The sequence below is a fragment of the Idiomarina aminovorans genome (genome assembly GCF_023155095.1).
GTDB classification, from domain to species: Bacteria; Pseudomonadota; Gammaproteobacteria; order Enterobacterales; family Alteromonadaceae; genus Idiomarina; species Idiomarina aminovorans.
On sequence record NZ_JAKNDA010000006.1, the window covers coordinates 106,774 to 123,572 of the forward strand.

Sequence of the window (16,799 nt, forward strand, 5' to 3'; positions counted from 1 at the left end):
ATAGGCTAGTTTGCCAGTAGCTGCAGTTTTTCAGCCCAGCTGCTGGCCAGGTTTTCGCCACGCTCAAATGAATCAATCATAATATTCACATGGCCTACTTTACGGCCCGGCCGGGCGTCCTTTCCGTACCAATGACAGTCGGCAGCAGCGGCTTCCCACAAGGCTTCCGGAATACCCGTTACGCCAATTAAGTTGACCATTAAGGTAGGCGCCAGCAGCAATTCAGGCAACGGTAAGCCAGTGATAGCACGAATGTGCAGGTTAAACTGGTCGCAGTTAGCGCCGCTCATGGTCCAGTGGCCCGAGTTATGAACCCGTGGCGCAACTTCGTTGACCAACAACTGTTGGTCAGCGCCTTCGCCGACCACAAAAAACTCTATAGCCAGAACGCCCACGTAATCGAGCGCATTAGTCAGTTTGCGATGGTGTTCTTTTGCCATCTCTTCAAGCGCTTTAGAGAAATGCTCAGCACCCGCCAGACTGTAAGACAAAATACCGTTGGTGTGCACGTTTAAGGTCAATGAAAAACACCGTTGCTCGCCTTTATGAGATCGCGCACCAACAACAGATACCTCGTCAGTAAAATTGATCATGTCCTCGACAATACCGGGACGCTTGCCCGCTTCTTCAGCAACCACAGCAATATCATCACCCGGACGCCAGCGCCATTGCCCCTTGCCATCGTAACCACCTTTTGCGGACTTGATCACAACCGCGTGATCACAGGCGTTTAAAATAGCGGTTAATTCGGCAGCGCTTTCGTAAGCTTTCCAGGCAGAGGTTGGAATATCCAGCGCATCACACAGCGCTTTTTGCGTGCGGCGATCAACTAACTCGTTAAAACGTTCCGCTTTTAATAGGAATTTGCCAGCGGTTTTAGCCACCAGCTCTTCGCCTAAATGCTCATGCTCCCAGGTGGTAACGTCCGCCCAGTCATTCGCCTCTGCTAGTGTCATCGATAAAGGCTGCTGACTTCCCAGCGCCATAACCTGGTCTTGCCTGTCACTGTATAAGACGCATTCATGGCCCTGCTGGATAACCGCTTTTCCCAGCATTTGTCCGAGCTGGCCATTGCCAAGAATCAGGATTTTCATTTCGGCAGCTCCAAATCTGAATTTGCCATCACTTTTTCTCTTTGTGCCTTGCGAAACTCGTGCACGCGGTTGCGAACATCACTATCAAAGCTGCCGATAACTTGCGCTGCTAACAACCCCGCATTGCCTGCTCCGGCATCACCAATGGCCAGAGTCCCGACAGCAACGCCTTTAGGCATTTGCACAATAGAAAGCAAACTGTCGAAGCCTTTTAACTGTTTGCTTGGAACCGGCACACCAAACACCGGAATAGCGGTAAAAGCTGCCAGCATTCCGGGTAAGTGAGCAGCACCTCCGGCCCCGGCGATAACCACCGGCACTCCGTCCTGTTCCGCTTGTTCCATAGTCAGCTTCAGTAAGTCCGGAGTGCGGTGCGCGGAAACAACTTTTGCCTGCCATTCAATGCCCAGAGACTCAAGCATTTCAGCCGCTTTTTGCATTACCGGCCAATCGGACTGGGAACCCATTAGAATCAATACCGGAACCATGGTGTCACCTTTTATTTACTGTTTGGATGTGCATCTGCATTTGGAAAGGCGGAGATTGTAGCCATTGGCTGCCTTAACTGCAAATTTCACGCATAATTATTAACCAAAGTTATTCACCAAGTTTAGACTTTTTGCCGATAGCGATACGAATAAGCTAAGGTTAGTATCAATTATCAATTTGTACCAACAGGACGAAACAATGCTGCTTTCTGCTAAAGATTCTTTACTGCTAATTGTTGATGCTCAGGAAAAACTACTGCCCGCCATTCATCAAAGAGATGTGGTCACCTCGCGCATGCGCTGGCTGGGCGAAATTGCCATGCAGTTGGATTTACCCATTCTTATCACCGAGCAATACCCTAAAGGTTTAGGTTACACCGTAGACAGTCTGCAAGAAATTATTGAAGCCGCCCGGGTGGTTGAGAAAACTCATTTTAGCGCGGTACGGGACGACACCTTCCGTGATGTCCTGTCAGAATATAATAAGAAGCATGTGGTTATTATGGGCATGGAAACCCATGTCTGTGTTTTGCAAACAGCAGTAGAGCTGCAGGCTTCGGGTTACCAAGTCTTTCTGCCTGCTGATACCGTTGGTTCACGTCGCCCGACCGATAAAGACAGCGCCATTGAGCGTCTGCGAAACGCTGGCGTTGAAATTATGACTTCAGAGATGGCGGCTTTCGAATGGCTGGAGAAGTCAGGAACCGATACTTTCCGCCATATCAGTCGTAACTGGTTAAAATAACGCAAGGTATTGTTGACTCAGGTTATATTAAGCGTATACTCGAAACCGCTGAGAAAATTTCGGCTATTGATTTGAGATTTTTTACGAAGTCCTTTTTGCTGTACCTCGTTTTGTAAGTCCAAGTAATACCAAGTTTTTTTTAGCAATACATTGATTTCAACATGCACTACGAGGAATATCAGCATGTCTACTACTACTGGTAAAGTAAAATTCTTTAACGAAGCTAAAGGCTTCGGTTTCATCGAACAAGAAAACGGCGCAGACGTTTTCGTACATTTCAGCGCTATTCAGTCTGACGGTTTCAAAACTTTGGCTGAAGGCCAACAAGTTTCTTTCACCGTAGCTCAAGGTCCTAAAGGCCCACAAGCTGAAAACGTAGTTCCTATGTAAGGAACCTTCAGTGCCCTGACTTGGGTGCCGAACGTTTACAAAAGAATCTCAAAAACGTCGCTTTTAGCGGCGTTTTTTTATGCAACCCTCACTTTTATTTTGCCTTTTCCTAAACTTTCCTCGCCAAAATACGATAACCTTATAAGTATTGATGTTAATCAAAACTCAAAAAGGCGCCTATGAAAAATAATGGTCCGGTTACAGGAAAGGAATACCGCTTTCCAGACCACTATCGACTGATTTCCTCTACTGATCTCAAAGGGGTTATCAAACACTGCAACGCAGACTTTGTTAATGTCAGTGGTTACACACGCAATGAACTTATCGATTCTCCGCATAATTTATTGCGTCATCCAGATATGCCCGCTGGCGTATTCGAGCAAATGTGGAAAACGATTAAACGGGGCAAACCATGGATGGGCTTAATTAAAAACCGTTGTAAAAATGGTGACCATTATTGGGTCAGTGCTTATGTCACACCAATAATGGAGAATAGCAAACCCGTTGGATTTGAATCGGTCAGAGTTGCCACCTCAGATGAACGAAAGCAGCGCGCACAAACGGTTTATGATCGTCTAAATTCCGGAAAGCATGCGTTGCCCCTTGGCAAGCGTTTATGGTCAGGTTGCAAAGATTTAATGCCAGTTGTTGTTCCTGGTGTTATCGGCAGTGCCGTTATAGCATTGCTGGGTCAGCCTCTGCCAGCCTTAATTTCCTTAGTAGCCACAGCGGTCAGCACCTTAGCTTACGGAGCTTATATTGGTCATATGCTTCAGGGTTTATTAAAGTTACGCCCGGAAGCTTTCGATTCCGAATTAGTCGGCACCACTTATTTCGATAAACAAGGGCGCGAGGCTAAACTGGCCATGCAGTTAGTCAGTGAAGGCGCACGTAATCACACAGCATTAAGCCGAATAAAAGATGCCGTCGGTGGCTTGTTAAAGGTCACCGATGATACCTATGAACAAGCGCAGCTGAGTAAGCAATACGTAGACAAACAGACAGCAGCGACAGAACAGACAGCAACAGCGATGAATGAAATGGCATCAGCGATTCAGGAAGTTGCAGATACTGTTGAACGCAATGCGCAACATGCCGGGTCAGCCAAAGCCAATGTTAATGAAAGCGTGGGTCTTGCAAACGAAGCTAGCGAGGTTATTGTCAAACTGCAAGATGCGGTGAAACAAATAGCACAAACCGTAGAGGAGCTGGATCAGTCTACCGGCGCTATAGGCGAAGCCGCAGATTTAATCTCGTCGATTGCGGATCAGACCAACCTGTTAGCGTTGAACGCAGCCATCGAAGCAGCCCGTGCAGGAGAGCATGGCCGCGGTTTCTCTGTCGTGGCTGACGAAGTACGCTCATTAGCGTCAAGAACCACTCAGTCTACAGAGAGTATTCACAAGGTCATAGAGCAGCTGAGAGAGCGTGCTCGCAACGCTGTGGAGGTATCGAAGAGAGGCGAGGAAGCTGCCGCCGAAGGGGTGAAAAAAGTTGGTCTGGCAGACAGCGCATTGGGCGAGATATCAACGGCTATTCAGGAAATTTCCGATATGTCGACACAGATGGCTTCGGCAGTGGAAGAACAAAGTGGCGTTGCGGAGCATATCAGTGAGCAAATCACTGAAATTTCCGATACCGCAAGCCAAACCCAACAAACAGCAGAACAAACACAACACTCAAGCAACGAACTGCAATTTACCAGTAAAGAGCTGTATTCATTGATTGAGCGCTTTAACTTGAAAAGTTAACTGCCAGTAGTATCCGATGTTGAAGCATCGTCCTTATGAACGCGTCGCTCAGCGGCGCGTTCACTTTCTTCTAAAAACTCGACATCATCCATGTCAACTTGCGGAATTTCACCGCAAACATCACCACCCAGTTTATTAACTGCCTCACAAAGGTCAGACACTCTATTATCTAACACCTGTACATGGTCAAGCATACGACCAATGGCCGTTGCGACCGGGTCGGGATTATCGGCGGAGATAGCGTAAGCATCAAAACCGTATTCCTTTGCCATTTTTTTACGACGCTCTGTTGTCTCAGCATCAACCCCTGACTGAGCGACACGCGCCGGAATTCCGACCACAGTATTTAGATCCGGCACATTGCGCACAACCACCGCGTTAGAGCCAATACGTGCGGATTTACCCACCGTAATTGGACCCAATACTTTTGCTCCGGCTCCAATAACCACTCCCTCTTCTAATGTAGGGTGCCGTTTACCTTTATTCCAACTGGTACCCCCCAGGGTAACGCCATGATATAAAGTTACGTCGTTGCCAATCTCTGCCGTTTCTCCAATAACCACACCCATACCATGATCAATAAAAAAGCGGCGACCAATTTTAGCCCCCGGATGAATCTCAATACCCGTTAACCAGCGAGATACATTAGAAACGAAACGAGCAAGCCAATACAGCCTCCAACCCCAGAGTTTATGACTTATCCGATGGAACCAAATAGCATGCAGCCCAGGATAGTGAAACAACACTTCCATTGTGTTCCGCGCAGCCGGATCTCTGTCAAAAACGCTGGCAATATCTTCTTTTATCCCTTTAAAAAACGGCATGCCGCCTCCTCAGGCCGCTGGAAATTGCTTCAGTAACTTATTAATGTCGGCAAGAATAATGTCTCGCATCGACTTTTCATAGCCCTCACGCTCATTATCCATTTCCCGAACTTTAGCTTTAGGGAACTTCTTACGCGATTCATGCGTCGGCATATGCTTTATTTTTTCGTACATTTCATGCAGTGCCGGATACTCTTTAGAGTAATTGTACTCTACCGATTCAGGCCGATGATCAAGCAATACAACGATACGCAAACAGCCTTCAGAAAAAGGACACTGCTCTTGTTGCATTGCCTTTGCTATCGTAATAATGCTCTCATCAATACGCTCGACACGCTTCTGCACAGCAGCATCTCGAGCCCTGGTTTGCCAACGCAGACGCAGCAACAAGTTCGTGGCATACCATCCCAAAGCGATAATAATTAAAACGCCTACAATCGCAATAACCCAATAGAGTTCACTGGACATTAGTACTCCTCATCATCCCATTCTTCATCGAGCTCATAACCCAGCTTGGCTACCAGCTGCTCATAGCGCTCCGACTTTTCATCAAGATAGCGCTGTTCTACCTCAGTCAGAGACTCATCGTTCTCAAACCGTTCGACCAGTGACTGAAGTTTTCTGTCTTCTTGTAACTGTTTGAGCTCCTGTTCAGGTGTCACCACTAATGCTACTTTACGGCGGCTTCCATGTCGGGGATCTTTCTTATCACTTTTTGTTTTGCCTTGTTGCAGAACTTTGGCAGAAGAATGCCGTTGACCGGAAGGTTGGCCTTTGCCCTTTTTCTTACCTTTTGATTCAGCGTCTGTTGTTTGCTTTTCTCTTGGCGTTTTAGACGGAGCAAGCGGCCCTGTCTTACGAGTTTTCTTGAGGCGAGTCATGGTCGCTCCTAAATAACAACTAATATGACCTATTGTAACTCATTAACGCGGATGACGTCAGTGGAAGGGTAAAATACAAAAAGCAAAAGTCTGCCCGTTGTAGGACAAGACTCGTTTAGAAAAGAAAAAAGGCGATGTTTTTACACATCGCCTGCTTCTCTCACATTATCGGCAGCGCACTGCAACTATGAGAATGGTTGTCACTGCTTCCGAGTTGTTATTGCGGTCTTCCGTAACCTATCTTTTTATTATTGTTATTATTAAATGGAGCAACGACTAGCCTATTGGCTTTACTCCCTGGATTATCGAGAAATAAGACAGAATCTGATTTTTCGATATCCTCTCGACCTCTTGTTATTTTTTTGTATCGAGTCAGCTGTATTTTTACAGTCTTTTTATTATTATCTCAAGGGCTTTTGGCATCTTATTTTTATTTTTTTCTGCCCGTACGGCCCCGGAGCGTTGTTAAGACTACTTGAACCAAATATTAATTCAATGATTTTATTGATCTAAAAAACAACTTTTTTATTACTTTTAGTTAACAACATCTAAATTTAAGCTTTTTTGATAACATTATTTATTAACGAAAAAAAAGCGGCATAAGCCGCTTTTCTATTCATCAAATAATAATTTAATACAAACCGCTCAAGAATTGCGACAACAACTCCATTTCTTCGTCTGTCATCTTTTCTGTCACGCCCCGCATCATTCCGTTTGGATCGTTAGCACGCTCACCACTGCGGAACATTTCTAGCTGAGATTTTGTATAAGCAGCGTGTTGGCCGGAAATATCCGGAAATGCAGCTAACCCCATGCCATTACCTCTGGGGCCGTGACAGCCGGAACACGACGGCATATTTGTTTCCGGGTTACCACGACGGAAAAGATCACGCCCTGATGCAACTAAATCTTCCGGAGTTTCGCCTTTTGGTTCATCTTGTGAAGCGAAGAAAGCAGCCAAGTCAGCCATATCTTGCTCAGATAACGAAGCGACCTGTCCCATCATAATGGGGTTATTACGACCTTCTTCACCACCAGTTTCCGCCGCTAGTTTGTAGTCTTTCAACTGTTTAAGCAGGTATTTTTGGTGCTGGCCGGCCAAATGCGGATACATATCGGACGGGGATTGACCATTGGGCCCATGGCAAGCCGCACACACTTGCGATTTTTCTTTTCCGGCTTGAGCGTCGCCGCTTTGTGCTACTGCGATACCGGCGGTACCGAAGAAAAGTCCCAAAAAGATTGCGAAATTTTTCATGTTTGCTTCTCTTCTGTTTTGGATGGCGCCATGCGCCCCAATAATTCACCTTAAACAGACTGCTATTTTACACAAAACTTGTGTGGATTAAACGACTAAAATCGAATCAATTACCAAATGATCGTTGGCGATACAGCCTGAATACTTCATAATGCATGTGGACGTTCCGTTTTATCAATAAAAGTGACCTTAAAAGTGGCAGATCAGCAATTAAACTACGCATCGGCAAAGTTTGTAACCAGTGCACCGGATATCAGTAAACTGCCCCCTGACACCGGCATAGAAATTGCTTTCGCCGGACGCTCTAATGCCGGCAAATCGAGTGCTTTAAATACACTGACCCGTCAGAAGTCACTGGCTCGCATCAGTAAAACCCCGGGGCGTACGCAATTAATTAACGTGTTTGAGCTCGATAGTGGTCAACGGCTTATCGATTTACCGGGTTACGGTTTTGCTAAAGTACCAATAGCGGTTAAAGAAAAATGGCAGCGCTCTTTAAGCGAATACCTCCAGCGAAGAGACAGCTTAAAAGGTATTGTGGTATTAATGGACATTCGCCACCCTTTCCGCGAAACCGACCAGGAACTTATTTACTGGGCTGTCGATTGCGAATTGCCGGTACTGGCGTTATTGACCAAAGCCGATAAGCTTAAACAAGGTGCCCGTAAGTCTATGGTTTTACAAGCTCGACAAGCCGCTATTGCTTTTAACGGCGATGTTCAAGTGGAGGCTTTCTCGTCGCTAAAGCGTTTTGGCGTTGAGCAAGTCGAAGAAAAACTCAACCAGTGGTATAGCAAAGAGTATGACGACGAATAACACGCCACCTCTTAGTGCATGGCTATTATTAGGGTTACTCGCTTTAATTTGGGGCAGTTCCTTTTTGCTGATAAAAAAAGGATTACTCGCTTTTGGTCCAATGGAAGTGGGAGCGCTTCGCATTAGTTCTGCCGGTATCGTACTGGCTCCCTTTATTGCGCGCCGCTTGAATAAAATAACTCGCAAGCATTGGCTAAAGCTCGCCAGCGTTGGCTTGGTCGGCAGTTTCATTCCTGCTTTTATGTTCGCGATAGCACAAACTCAGTTAACCAGTGGCATCACCGGTGTTCTGAACGCTTTAACCCCTATTGCCACACTGGTTATTGGCTCTCTATTCTTTTATCAAAAAGCACGCTTGGCACAAATTATCGGGGTCGCCATTGGTCTTTTTGGCACGCTGCTTCTGATTACCGCTTCCGCCAATGGCAGTTGGAATTTCAACCTTTATGCCTTGCTGGTCATGACTGCAACTATTTGTTACGGCGTGAACCTCAACCTGATTAAACATAAAATTAGTGACTTATCCCCACTAACCATCACCGGCATATCACTAATGATGGCAGCCGTTCCTGCTACTGTTTATTTGTTAGCCGGCACCGAATTTATTACTCAGGTTCAGCAGCCCGGGGCGATGTTATCGCTAGTTTCGGTTTTGGCCTTAGGCATTATAGGAACCGCTGGTGCTCTAGTCATTTTTAACCATGTTGTGCAATTAACCAATACGGTCTTTACCAGTTCAGTCACTTATCTCATTCCGGTCGTCGCCGTTTTGCTGGGCATACTCGATGGCGAGGCATTTTGGCTACAGCACGGTGTTGGCATGCTTGCTATTCTCATTGGTGTTTGGTTTGCTAACCGTAAAGGGCGTTCTGGTCTGGCAGGTATTCCACAAAAAGAGCAATAAAAAGCCCGGCTAAAGAGCCGGGCAAAAAATAATCCAGGGAGAACAATTTTTTGAGGGAGGATTAATCCCCTCAAGTATTGTGACTAGACCCCATTTAAAAAGTTCATATAATTCTTAAAATTAATGAGCTTCATCCCAGTTATTGCCCTTGCCGGCTTCCGCAATCAAAGGCACATCGAGGCTTGCCGCTTTTTCCATTACTTCAGTTAATTGCTCAATATAATCGTCCAGCCTGGCTTCTTTTATCTCAAAAACCAGCTCATCGTGAACTTGCATTAACATGCGCACATCATCCTGACATTGCTTGCTGTCAATCCAGTCAGCAACTTTCAGCATTGCTTTTTTAATAATATCCGCCGCGGTTCCCTGCATCGGCGCATTAATAGCGGCACGTTCAGCGCCTTTTCTGCGGGCTCCATTACTGGCTTTTATGTCCGGCAGAGGCAAACGACGGCCGAACAAGGTTTTAACGTATCCCTGCGCTTTTGCCTGCTCACGCGTATCTTCCATATAGCGCAACACACCAGGAAAGCGTTCAAAATACTTGTCCATGTAATGTTGAGCCTCATAACGGGCTATACCCAGCTGACGCGCCAGGCCAAAGGCTGACATACCGTAAATTAAACCAAAGTTGACCGCTTTAGCCTGCCGCCGCTGATCGTTTGTTACTTCTTCAGCTTTGCAGCCGAAAACTTCCGCCGCAGTGGCACGGTGAATGTCCAGACCTTCGGCAAAGGCATTTAATAACGAAGCATCCTGAGATAAATGCGCCATAATACGTAATTCAATCTGACTGTAATCGATAGCAACAATTTTGTAGCCTTGTTCCGGAACAAACGCCTGACGAACCCGGCGGCCTTCTGCCGTGCGAATAGGGATATTCTGCAAGTTAGGATCAGTAGAGGACAAACGGCCGGTTGCGGTAACCGCCTGTTGGTAAGAGGTATGCACCCGGCCAGTGTCTGGGTTAATCATTTTAGGTAGCTTGTCCGTATAAGTGGACTTAAGTTTTGATAATCCCCGATGCTGTAAAATCACGTCGGGCAAAGGATAATCATGCGCGAGTTCTTGCAACACTTCCTCAGCGGTTGAAGGCGCACCTTTGGGGGTTTTTTTGACCACAGGTAGCTCAAGTTTTTCAAAGAAAATGCGTTGCAGCTGTTTCGGTGAGCTTAAATTGAATTCTTCGCCCGCAATATCAAAAGCCTTTTTCTCCAGCGCATCTAATTTTTCTGCAATTTCCTGGCTTTGTTTGCCCAGTAAGTTTGCATCAATGCGCACGCCGTATTGCTCCATATCACACAATACCGGGACTAAAGGCACCTCTATACCGGTCAATACACTCAACAATTCGCTGTCGGTTTCTTTTACTTTGTTCCAGAGCACCTCGTGTAAACGGTAGGTTATATCCGCGTCTTCCGCTGCGTAGGGTCCGGCCTGCTCCAGGTCAATTTGATTAAACGTCAGCTGTTTGGTGCCTTTACCGGCAATTTCTTCAAAGCTAATGGTTTTATGGTTCAGGTAATGCAGACTTAAGGTGTCCATGTCATGCCGGGAGCTGACACTATTAAAGACATAAGATGCCAGCATAGTGTCGTTTAAAATTCCGCCTAAACGAATTTTATAGCGACGCAGAATATGCGCATCGTATTTGAGGTTTTGCCCAACTTTTTGAGGCTTTTCCGCTTCAAGCAGCGGTTTCAGTTGTTGCAACAGCCAATCGCGACCCACTTGATCAGGGGCTTCCATATAATCATGGCCGACCGGAATGTAGACCGCCTCGCCGGGTGCCGTCGCTAACGACACCCCAACAAGCTCAGCTTGCATATAATTCAAGCTGGTCGTTTCGGTATCGAAAGCAAAGTAGTCGCTTTTCTTAAGTGCAGTTAAATAATCACTCACTTCTTTTTCGGTTGTCAGTACACGGTACGCATCCCGGCAAATGTCGCTGGCTGGTTTTTCACCATCGGTTTCACCTAAGGCTTGATCCGTGGCGGCTCCACTTTCCATAAGCTCACCAAGCCAACGACGGAACTCACAACGACTGTAAAGCTCCGACAGTTTCTCGCTTTCTGCACTTTTTATTGTCAGCTCTTCCGGCTGCAATTCCATTGCGACATCAAGCTTAATGGTGGCCAGCTCGCGTGACATAAGCAACTGATCTTTATACTCAGTTAGTTTAGCTGGCATCGTTTTCGCGCCACGGAACGACAACTCAGTTACCGCATCAATATTGTCGTAAATAGCGTCAATACTCGGAATTTGCTGCAACATTGCCTGCGCCGTTTTCTCACCGACCTTCGGCAAGCCCGGAATATTGTCCGAGCTGTCACCCATGAGTGCCAGATAATCGATAATTTGATGGGGTTTAACACCAAACTTTTTCTCGACACCCTCAACATCTAATAAAGTGTCTGTCATAGTATTGATAAGCATGACATGCTCATTAACTAACTGAGCCATGTCTTTGTCGCCCGTGCTAATTAGGGTAAAGCGACCTTTCTCACCGGCTTGCTGCGCTAACGTACCAATAACGTCATCCGCTTCAACATCATCAACACATAACAATGGTAACCCCATTGCCCGGACTATATCGTGCAAAGTCTCAATCTGAGAACGCAGGTCGTCCGGCATCGGGGGTCTGTTCGCTTTGTAATCCTCATAGATATCGCTTCGGAACGTTTTTCCTTTGGCATCAAAAACGACCGCCATATGGCTTGGCTTATAACGCTTCAATAAGCTTCTCAGCATATTAACAACGCCATAAATTGCCCCTGTCGGTTCGCCTTTAGAGTTGGTTAAATGCGGTGGCGCATGAAAGGCTCGAAACAAATACGAAGAACCATCGACAAGAATAAACGGATTTTCTGGAACAGATGTGGGCATAGTTATAAACCTGAATTAAGCGTTGCCTATAGGATGCCACAGAACGGGGATCCTGACCACTGGACAGACTGTGTATAACCTGTTAATAACTCTGTTAACAACGTATTCCGCCACAGCTGGAAATTAAAATTTCCCCGTGTCAGTATTTAATTTAACTTATTGATAATGCGGGATTTAAAACGGCGGGCATCCCTAAATGCCTTTTACTTTTTATTATTATGTTTCACTGTGGAAACTATTCTGTTTACGTCCTGAGATGGAAGGAACAGCGCAGTAAACGAGTCGAATAGACTACCATAAAGTCAGCAATGATCTACTACCAAATTCAGTTTTTTTATAACCTTTTGTTACGCATTTTTCTTTACTTATAAAAAGCAAAAAAAAGCCCTTTTTAATCAATCAAATAGGCTTTCTTAATTTGGACATAACAGATGTGGTATCCGGGCGTTCGCCACCCATCCAGAGCTGATAAGAAGAAGCCGCCTGTTCCACTAACATGCCCAAACCGTCGCTCACTTTTTTGCAACCGGCCTGGCTCAGCTGATTCATAAATAGGGTGGGTTTATTCGCGTACATCAAATCATATCCGCAAGCGTCGTCTGCAAGTCGCCCCGGTAACGTCAACGCCTGTCCCATTAAACTGCTACTAGTGGCATTAATTACCAACTCGACAGGCTCTTCAATTTCCGACGCAGACGAAAGCACCTGAACACGGTTTGTTTCGGCTAATCCAAGCTCTGTCAGTTCAGATTTAAGTGCCAGAGCTTTTTCAGCAGTGCGATTTATCAAGTAAAGGCACTTTGGTTGCTGCGCGAGTAATAATGGCAATATTCCACGCGCAGAACCTCCAGCGCCAAAAAGAGCAAGTGAGCGCCCACTTACCTTAAATCTTTTATTTTTAAGGTCAAAAACCAGTCCTTCACCGTCAGTATTATCACCTAACAGCTGACCTGACTTACCGGCTATAAGAGTATTCACAGCTCCCGCTAACCGCGCTCGGTCGGTCAGTTGCGTCACCCGTTCTGCCGCCTGCTGTTTAAATGGCAAAGTCACATTAGCCCCCTGCCCGCCGTTAACGAAAAAGTCAGCAACACTCTTTGAAAACCGTGCCGGGGTTGTCAGGTAGCGTTGATACTCAACATGATCTTGTCGGGCTTGCGCAAACAAGGCGTGAATGCGCGGTGATAAGCTATGCTCAATGGGGTTTCCGAAAACACCCAGCTTAGTGACGGGCCTCATTTAGCTAACCAGTTTTGCGGCTTCAGGTAATAGGTTGTGAGTTGCTCTTCTGCTGAACCCGGCTGCGGATGCCAATCATACTCCCAGCGCGCCAGCGGTGGCATCGACATTAGAATGGATTCGGTTCTGCCCCCGGTTTGTAAACCAAACAAAGTTCCACGATCCCAGACCAGATTAAACTCAACATAGCGGCCACGGCGATAAAGCTGAAAGTCTCTTTGCTGCTGGCTATAAGCCAGGTTCTTGCGTCGCTCAACAATCGGCAGATAAGCTTTAGTAAAGGCATCCCCCACCGCTTTTATAACTGCGAAGCACTCGTCAAATGAACGATCATTGAGGTCGTCAAAGAAAATACCGCCAACACCGCGGGCCTCATCGCGATGCTTAAGGAAGAAGTAATCGTCACACCAGGCTTTATATTCCGGGTAGAACTTTTCATCAACTCTGTCCAATGCGTTTTTCGCTTGCTGATGCCATTCAATGACATCTTCCTCAAAAGGGTAAAACGGCGTTAAATCAAAACCGCCACCAAACCACCACACCGGCTCCTCGCCTTCTTTTTGCGCGATAAAGAAGCGTACATTCATATGCACCGTCGGCACCATTGGGTTTTCCGGGTGCATAACCAGAGAGACACCGCAGGCATTAAAGTCACGACCTTCTAATTCCGGTCGATGCGCGGTTGCTGATGCCGGCATTTTTTCGCCATACACATGCGAAAAGCCAACTCCGCCTTGTTCAAATACGGCGCCGTTCTTAATAATTCGTGAACGGCCACCGCCGCCGCCCGGGCGATCCCAACTGTCTTCCTGAAAGCTCTGCTGACCATCAGCCCGGGTCAGCTGTTGGCAGATATCATCCTGTAGTGACAGTAAGTAACTTTTTACCTGCTTTAAATAGTCGCTATGCATCGTCTCTGAAAACCTGATTGCTTAGTGGGTCAATAATACGGGTTGGATTCGCAGCTCCGCCAGTGTTGTCATCCATAATCCAGTCTACGCTGTCACCAAATTGCAAACGAACTTCAGCGGCCGTGCGTGCAGGCTCCTGCCCGGTTAAATTCGCACTGGTAGATACCAAAGCATGACCCAGTTCACGGCATAGCGCCCTGGCCGGTTCATGCGCAGTTACTCGTACAGCAATGGTCTTTCGACCGCCAGTGAGTAATGGCGATACCGTTTTACGGGCAGGCAAAATTAAGGTGACAGGTCCCGGCCAATATGACAAAACGCTAAAGCGTCTGTCTTGTGCAATGGCTGAATCTTCAACGAAGGGAAGCAACTGACTGTAATCGGCGGCAATCAAAATAAGGCCTTTTTCGGCCGGTCTTTGTTTCAGATGAAGCAAACGCTGAATTGCAACGTCGTTATGTGGATCGCACCCCAACCCGAAAACGGCTTCTGTTGGATACGCAATCACACCCGTTTTTATTGCGCTGCGCGCGGCTTGCCCTATTTCTGCCATAATCGCTCCTCCACTTAAGCTAAAGGATTATAACGCGTCCGACTTATAGTCGCATTGCTTTTGCGGGCAGACTTTACGAATTCCGGCAGCCGATTTCTTTTTCACCAATAACGGGTATTGGCATTTAGGACAAATTTCATCAACCGGCGGCTGATTCACGGTAAATTCACATTGGGGGTATTGGTCGCAGGCATAGAAGACAGTGCCGCGTCGCGATGCCTTTTGCTGCAACTGACCTTTGTTACACTCGGGGCAGGTAATGTTACTCTCTTCGTCAGCATTTGGCTCAGTGACATATTCACATTCAGGAAAACCACTGCAACCGACAAATAAGCCGTAACGTCCACTTTTTAGTTGTAGCTCTTTGCCGCATTCGGGGCAGGCGACACCAAGGTCTTCGGGTTCAATTTCAGATTGTTCGCGAAGACCTCGTTTATAATCACAATCAGGATAACCGGTACAGCCTAAAAAACTATTATGCCCGACATGTTTAATAACCAGTGGTCGCTCACAACGTGGGCAACGCTCATCTGATGACATTAATGCAAGGGTCCTTCCGCTTCCTCAAACAACAAGCCTTCCATTTGGTCATAGGCGGCTTCCTGACCGGGAACATTAAACAGCACCATCAGCACAACCCACTTCAGGTCATCCAGCGTAAAGTTTGTGGTTTCCAGTTCCATGACCCTATCAATCACGACTTCACGCGTCGCAAAATCCAACACACCTAAATTTTCTAAATACATTAGGAAGCCACGACTCTGGCTATCTAAACGCGTCATTTCTGCCGCTGTATAAATGCGGGTAGACTGCTGCGGGGCAACATCCAGATAAGACTTAGTTTCCATTTCCTGTAAATCGGCCAGGCGCTCTAACCACGCCAAAGCCTTCTGAATTTCCTGTTCACGGAATCCAGCCCGGGTGAGTTCATTGGTTAACTCATCGTGATCAACCACAACTTCCATTTCGGAATGAATGTAGTTTTCAAACAAGTACATGAGGATATCAAACATATTTTAGCGCCTCCCCACTTTGATGTAACCGCCTGGTACGGCTGCCACTAGCCCTTCTAATTCGAGTAACACAACTTTCTCCATGACTTCAGCAACCTCAAGTCCCGACAATTGTACCATGTCATCAATTGTTCGTGGCTCTGAACTCAGACTAGCGAACAATCGATTGTTTGCCAAGCTTTCATCGCGACATTCTGCGTCCTCTGCCGCGATACTCTGCGCATTATCAATTGAGAACCAGTCGAGGATGTCCTGTGGTGCATTAATTAATTTAGCCCCCTGCTGTATCAGCCAATGGCAGCCCTGATGTTCCGGCAGCAAAATAGAGCCGGGAACCGCACCCACCTCACGACCTTCATTCAATGCATGCATTGCTGTTGAAAGTGACCCACTTTTACGCGCGGCTTCAACCACAATTACGGCCTGACTAATACCACTAATAATACGGTTACGACGGGGAAAATGATCTATTCTGGCGGTCTGCCCCGGCGGAAACTCTGAAATCAGCAGTCCTTGGTGAGCAATAAAATCTTGTAACGCTTTGTTTCGCCTCGGGTAGTACTGATCAATACCGGTTCCTAAAACGGCGATTGTTTTTCCTTTATTTGCGGCCGTTTTGTGTGCCTGCGCATCAATCCCCATCGCTAGGCCACTTGTTACGACAATCCCCGCAGCTACTAAAGATTCACTAAACCAGTCCGCTACCTGCAAACCGCTATGGGTGGCTTTTCTGCTACCGACAATCGCCACACTGACACCCTGCAACAGCGTTTTACGCCCGCGGTAATAGAGTAACCAGGGCGGATTAGCGATAGCTCTTAACGGCTCAGGATAGTCTTCACTAAAGTAAGAAATAACGCCCTGATACTCACCGAGACACCAGTTTTCAGCCGCTTTTAACCAGCGCGCTTCAACCGGTTTAAGCGATTGCCCCCATCGTTCAAACAACGTTTGCCAGCTGTCACACTCTCTGGCTGCTCTCTGTACCTTGTTAGACGCCCGCGTCATTCCCATTAATACACATAATTCCTGTGTGTTCACAGACT

At 46.8% G+C, this 16,799-nt stretch carries 18 protein-coding genes; 5 read left to right on the forward strand and 13 right to left on the reverse strand.

What is annotated here, in order from left to right; genetic code table 11:
• Positions 1-5 precede the first annotated feature (5 nt).
• Positions 6-1,094 (reverse strand): ATP-grasp domain-containing protein, encoded by a 1,089-nt coding sequence (locus L8G48_RS11610; protein ID WP_248264778.1) that lies wholly within the window; start codon positions 1,092-1,094, stop codon positions 6-8.
• Entirely contained in the window at positions 1,091-1,582 is a 492-nt protein-coding gene (gene purE / locus L8G48_RS11615) for a 5-(carboxyamino)imidazole ribonucleotide mutase (RefSeq protein ID WP_248264779.1), read from the reverse strand. Before purE ends, L8G48_RS11610 begins: the two co-directional genes overlap by 4 nt.
• Before the next feature lie 199 nt (positions 1,583-1,781).
• Here purE and L8G48_RS11620 point away from each other — a divergent pair, with 199 nt between their 5' ends.
• The 3 genes from L8G48_RS11620 (at position 1,782) to L8G48_RS11630 (ending at position 4,468) form a co-directional block, all read left to right on the forward strand.
• On the forward strand, positions 1,782-2,327 hold the full coding sequence (locus L8G48_RS11620; protein ID WP_248264780.1) for a hydrolase: 546 nt from the start codon (positions 1,782-1,784) through the stop codon (positions 2,325-2,327).
• Positions 2,328-2,510: 183 nt separating this feature from the next.
• On the forward strand, positions 2,511-2,717 hold the full coding sequence (locus L8G48_RS11625) for a cold-shock protein (RefSeq protein ID WP_011233297.1): 207 nt from the start codon (positions 2,511-2,513) through the stop codon (positions 2,715-2,717).
• A gap of 179 nt (positions 2,718-2,896) precedes the next feature.
• A complete protein-coding gene (locus L8G48_RS11630) occupies positions 2,897-4,468 on the forward strand; it encodes a methyl-accepting chemotaxis protein (RefSeq protein ID WP_248264781.1) in 1,572 nt (523 codons plus the stop codon).
• Here the strand turns inward: L8G48_RS11630 and cysE are convergent.
• The 4 genes from cysE to L8G48_RS11650 all read right to left on the reverse strand — a co-directional run bounded on the left by cysE (position 4,465) and on the right by L8G48_RS11650 (position 7,431).
• Complete coding sequence (gene cysE / locus L8G48_RS11635; RefSeq protein WP_248264782.1) at positions 4,465-5,292, reverse strand: serine O-acetyltransferase; 828 nt, start codon at positions 5,290-5,292, stop codon at positions 4,465-4,467. The two genes, L8G48_RS11630 and cysE, sit on opposite strands and share 4 nt — an antisense overlap.
• Before the next feature lie 9 nt (positions 5,293-5,301).
• Positions 5,302-5,760: a DUF2489 domain-containing protein gene (locus tag L8G48_RS11640; RefSeq protein ID WP_248264783.1), complete on the reverse strand. Its 459-nt coding sequence runs from the start codon at positions 5,758-5,760 to the stop codon at positions 5,302-5,304.
• The gene (locus tag L8G48_RS11645; protein WP_248264784.1) at positions 5,760-6,173 is read right to left on the reverse strand and encodes a GTPase-activating protein; all 414 of its coding nucleotides are present in this window, start codon (positions 6,171-6,173) and stop codon (positions 5,760-5,762) included. Before L8G48_RS11645 ends, L8G48_RS11640 begins: the two co-directional genes overlap by 1 nt.
• Positions 6,174-6,804: 631 nt before the next feature.
• Positions 6,805-7,431, reverse strand: a complete 627-nt coding sequence (locus L8G48_RS11650; protein ID WP_248264785.1) for a c-type cytochrome — start codon at positions 7,429-7,431, stop codon at positions 6,805-6,807.
• Between the two features lie 195 nt (positions 7,432-7,626).
• Here L8G48_RS11650 and yihA point away from each other — a divergent pair, with 195 nt between their 5' ends.
• Positions 7,627-8,247, forward strand: a complete 621-nt coding sequence (gene yihA / locus L8G48_RS11655) for a ribosome biogenesis GTP-binding protein YihA/YsxC (protein ID WP_248264786.1) — start codon at positions 7,627-7,629, stop codon at positions 8,245-8,247.
• A complete protein-coding gene (locus L8G48_RS11660) occupies positions 8,234-9,151 on the forward strand; it encodes a DMT family transporter (RefSeq protein WP_248264787.1) in 918 nt (305 codons plus the stop codon). The genes yihA and L8G48_RS11660 overlap by 14 nt, the downstream gene beginning before the upstream one ends.
• Positions 9,152-9,271: 120 nt before the next feature.
• On the opposite strand, the gene polA is transcribed toward L8G48_RS11660, so the two are convergent.
• From polA to dprA, 7 genes are all read right to left on the reverse strand, one after another.
• On the reverse strand, positions 9,272-12,037 hold the full coding sequence (polA, locus tag L8G48_RS11665) for a DNA polymerase I (RefSeq protein ID WP_248264788.1): 2,766 nt from the start codon (positions 12,035-12,037) through the stop codon (positions 9,272-9,274).
• A gap of 399 nt (positions 12,038-12,436) precedes the next feature.
• Entirely contained in the window at positions 12,437-13,276 is an 840-nt protein-coding gene (gene aroE / locus L8G48_RS11670) for a shikimate dehydrogenase (RefSeq protein ID WP_248264789.1), read from the reverse strand.
• On the reverse strand, positions 13,273-14,187 hold the full coding sequence (gene hemF / locus L8G48_RS11675) for an oxygen-dependent coproporphyrinogen oxidase (protein WP_248264790.1): 915 nt from the start codon (positions 14,185-14,187) through the stop codon (positions 13,273-13,275). The genes aroE and hemF overlap by 4 nt, the downstream gene beginning before the upstream one ends.
• Positions 14,180-14,740 carry an L-threonylcarbamoyladenylate synthase type 1 TsaC gene (tsaC, locus tag L8G48_RS11680; protein WP_248264791.1) on the reverse strand — a complete coding sequence of 187 codons (561 nt, stop codon included), beginning with the start codon at positions 14,738-14,740 and terminating at the stop codon, positions 14,180-14,182. The genes hemF and tsaC overlap by 8 nt, the downstream gene beginning before the upstream one ends.
• Before the next feature lie 27 nt (positions 14,741-14,767).
• On the reverse strand, positions 14,768-15,280 hold the full coding sequence (locus tag L8G48_RS11685; protein ID WP_248264792.1) for a DNA topoisomerase family protein: 513 nt from the start codon (positions 15,278-15,280) through the stop codon (positions 14,768-14,770).
• A complete protein-coding gene (locus L8G48_RS11690; RefSeq protein ID WP_248264793.1) occupies positions 15,280-15,753 on the reverse strand; it encodes a DUF494 family protein in 474 nt (157 codons plus the stop codon). The genes L8G48_RS11685 and L8G48_RS11690 overlap by 1 nt, the downstream gene beginning before the upstream one ends.
• 3 nt (positions 15,754-15,756) lie before the next feature.
• On the reverse strand, positions 15,757-16,794 hold the full coding sequence (dprA, locus tag L8G48_RS11695; protein WP_248264794.1) for a DNA-processing protein DprA: 1,038 nt from the start codon (positions 16,792-16,794) through the stop codon (positions 15,757-15,759).
• Positions 16,795-16,799: the final 5 nt, after the last annotated feature.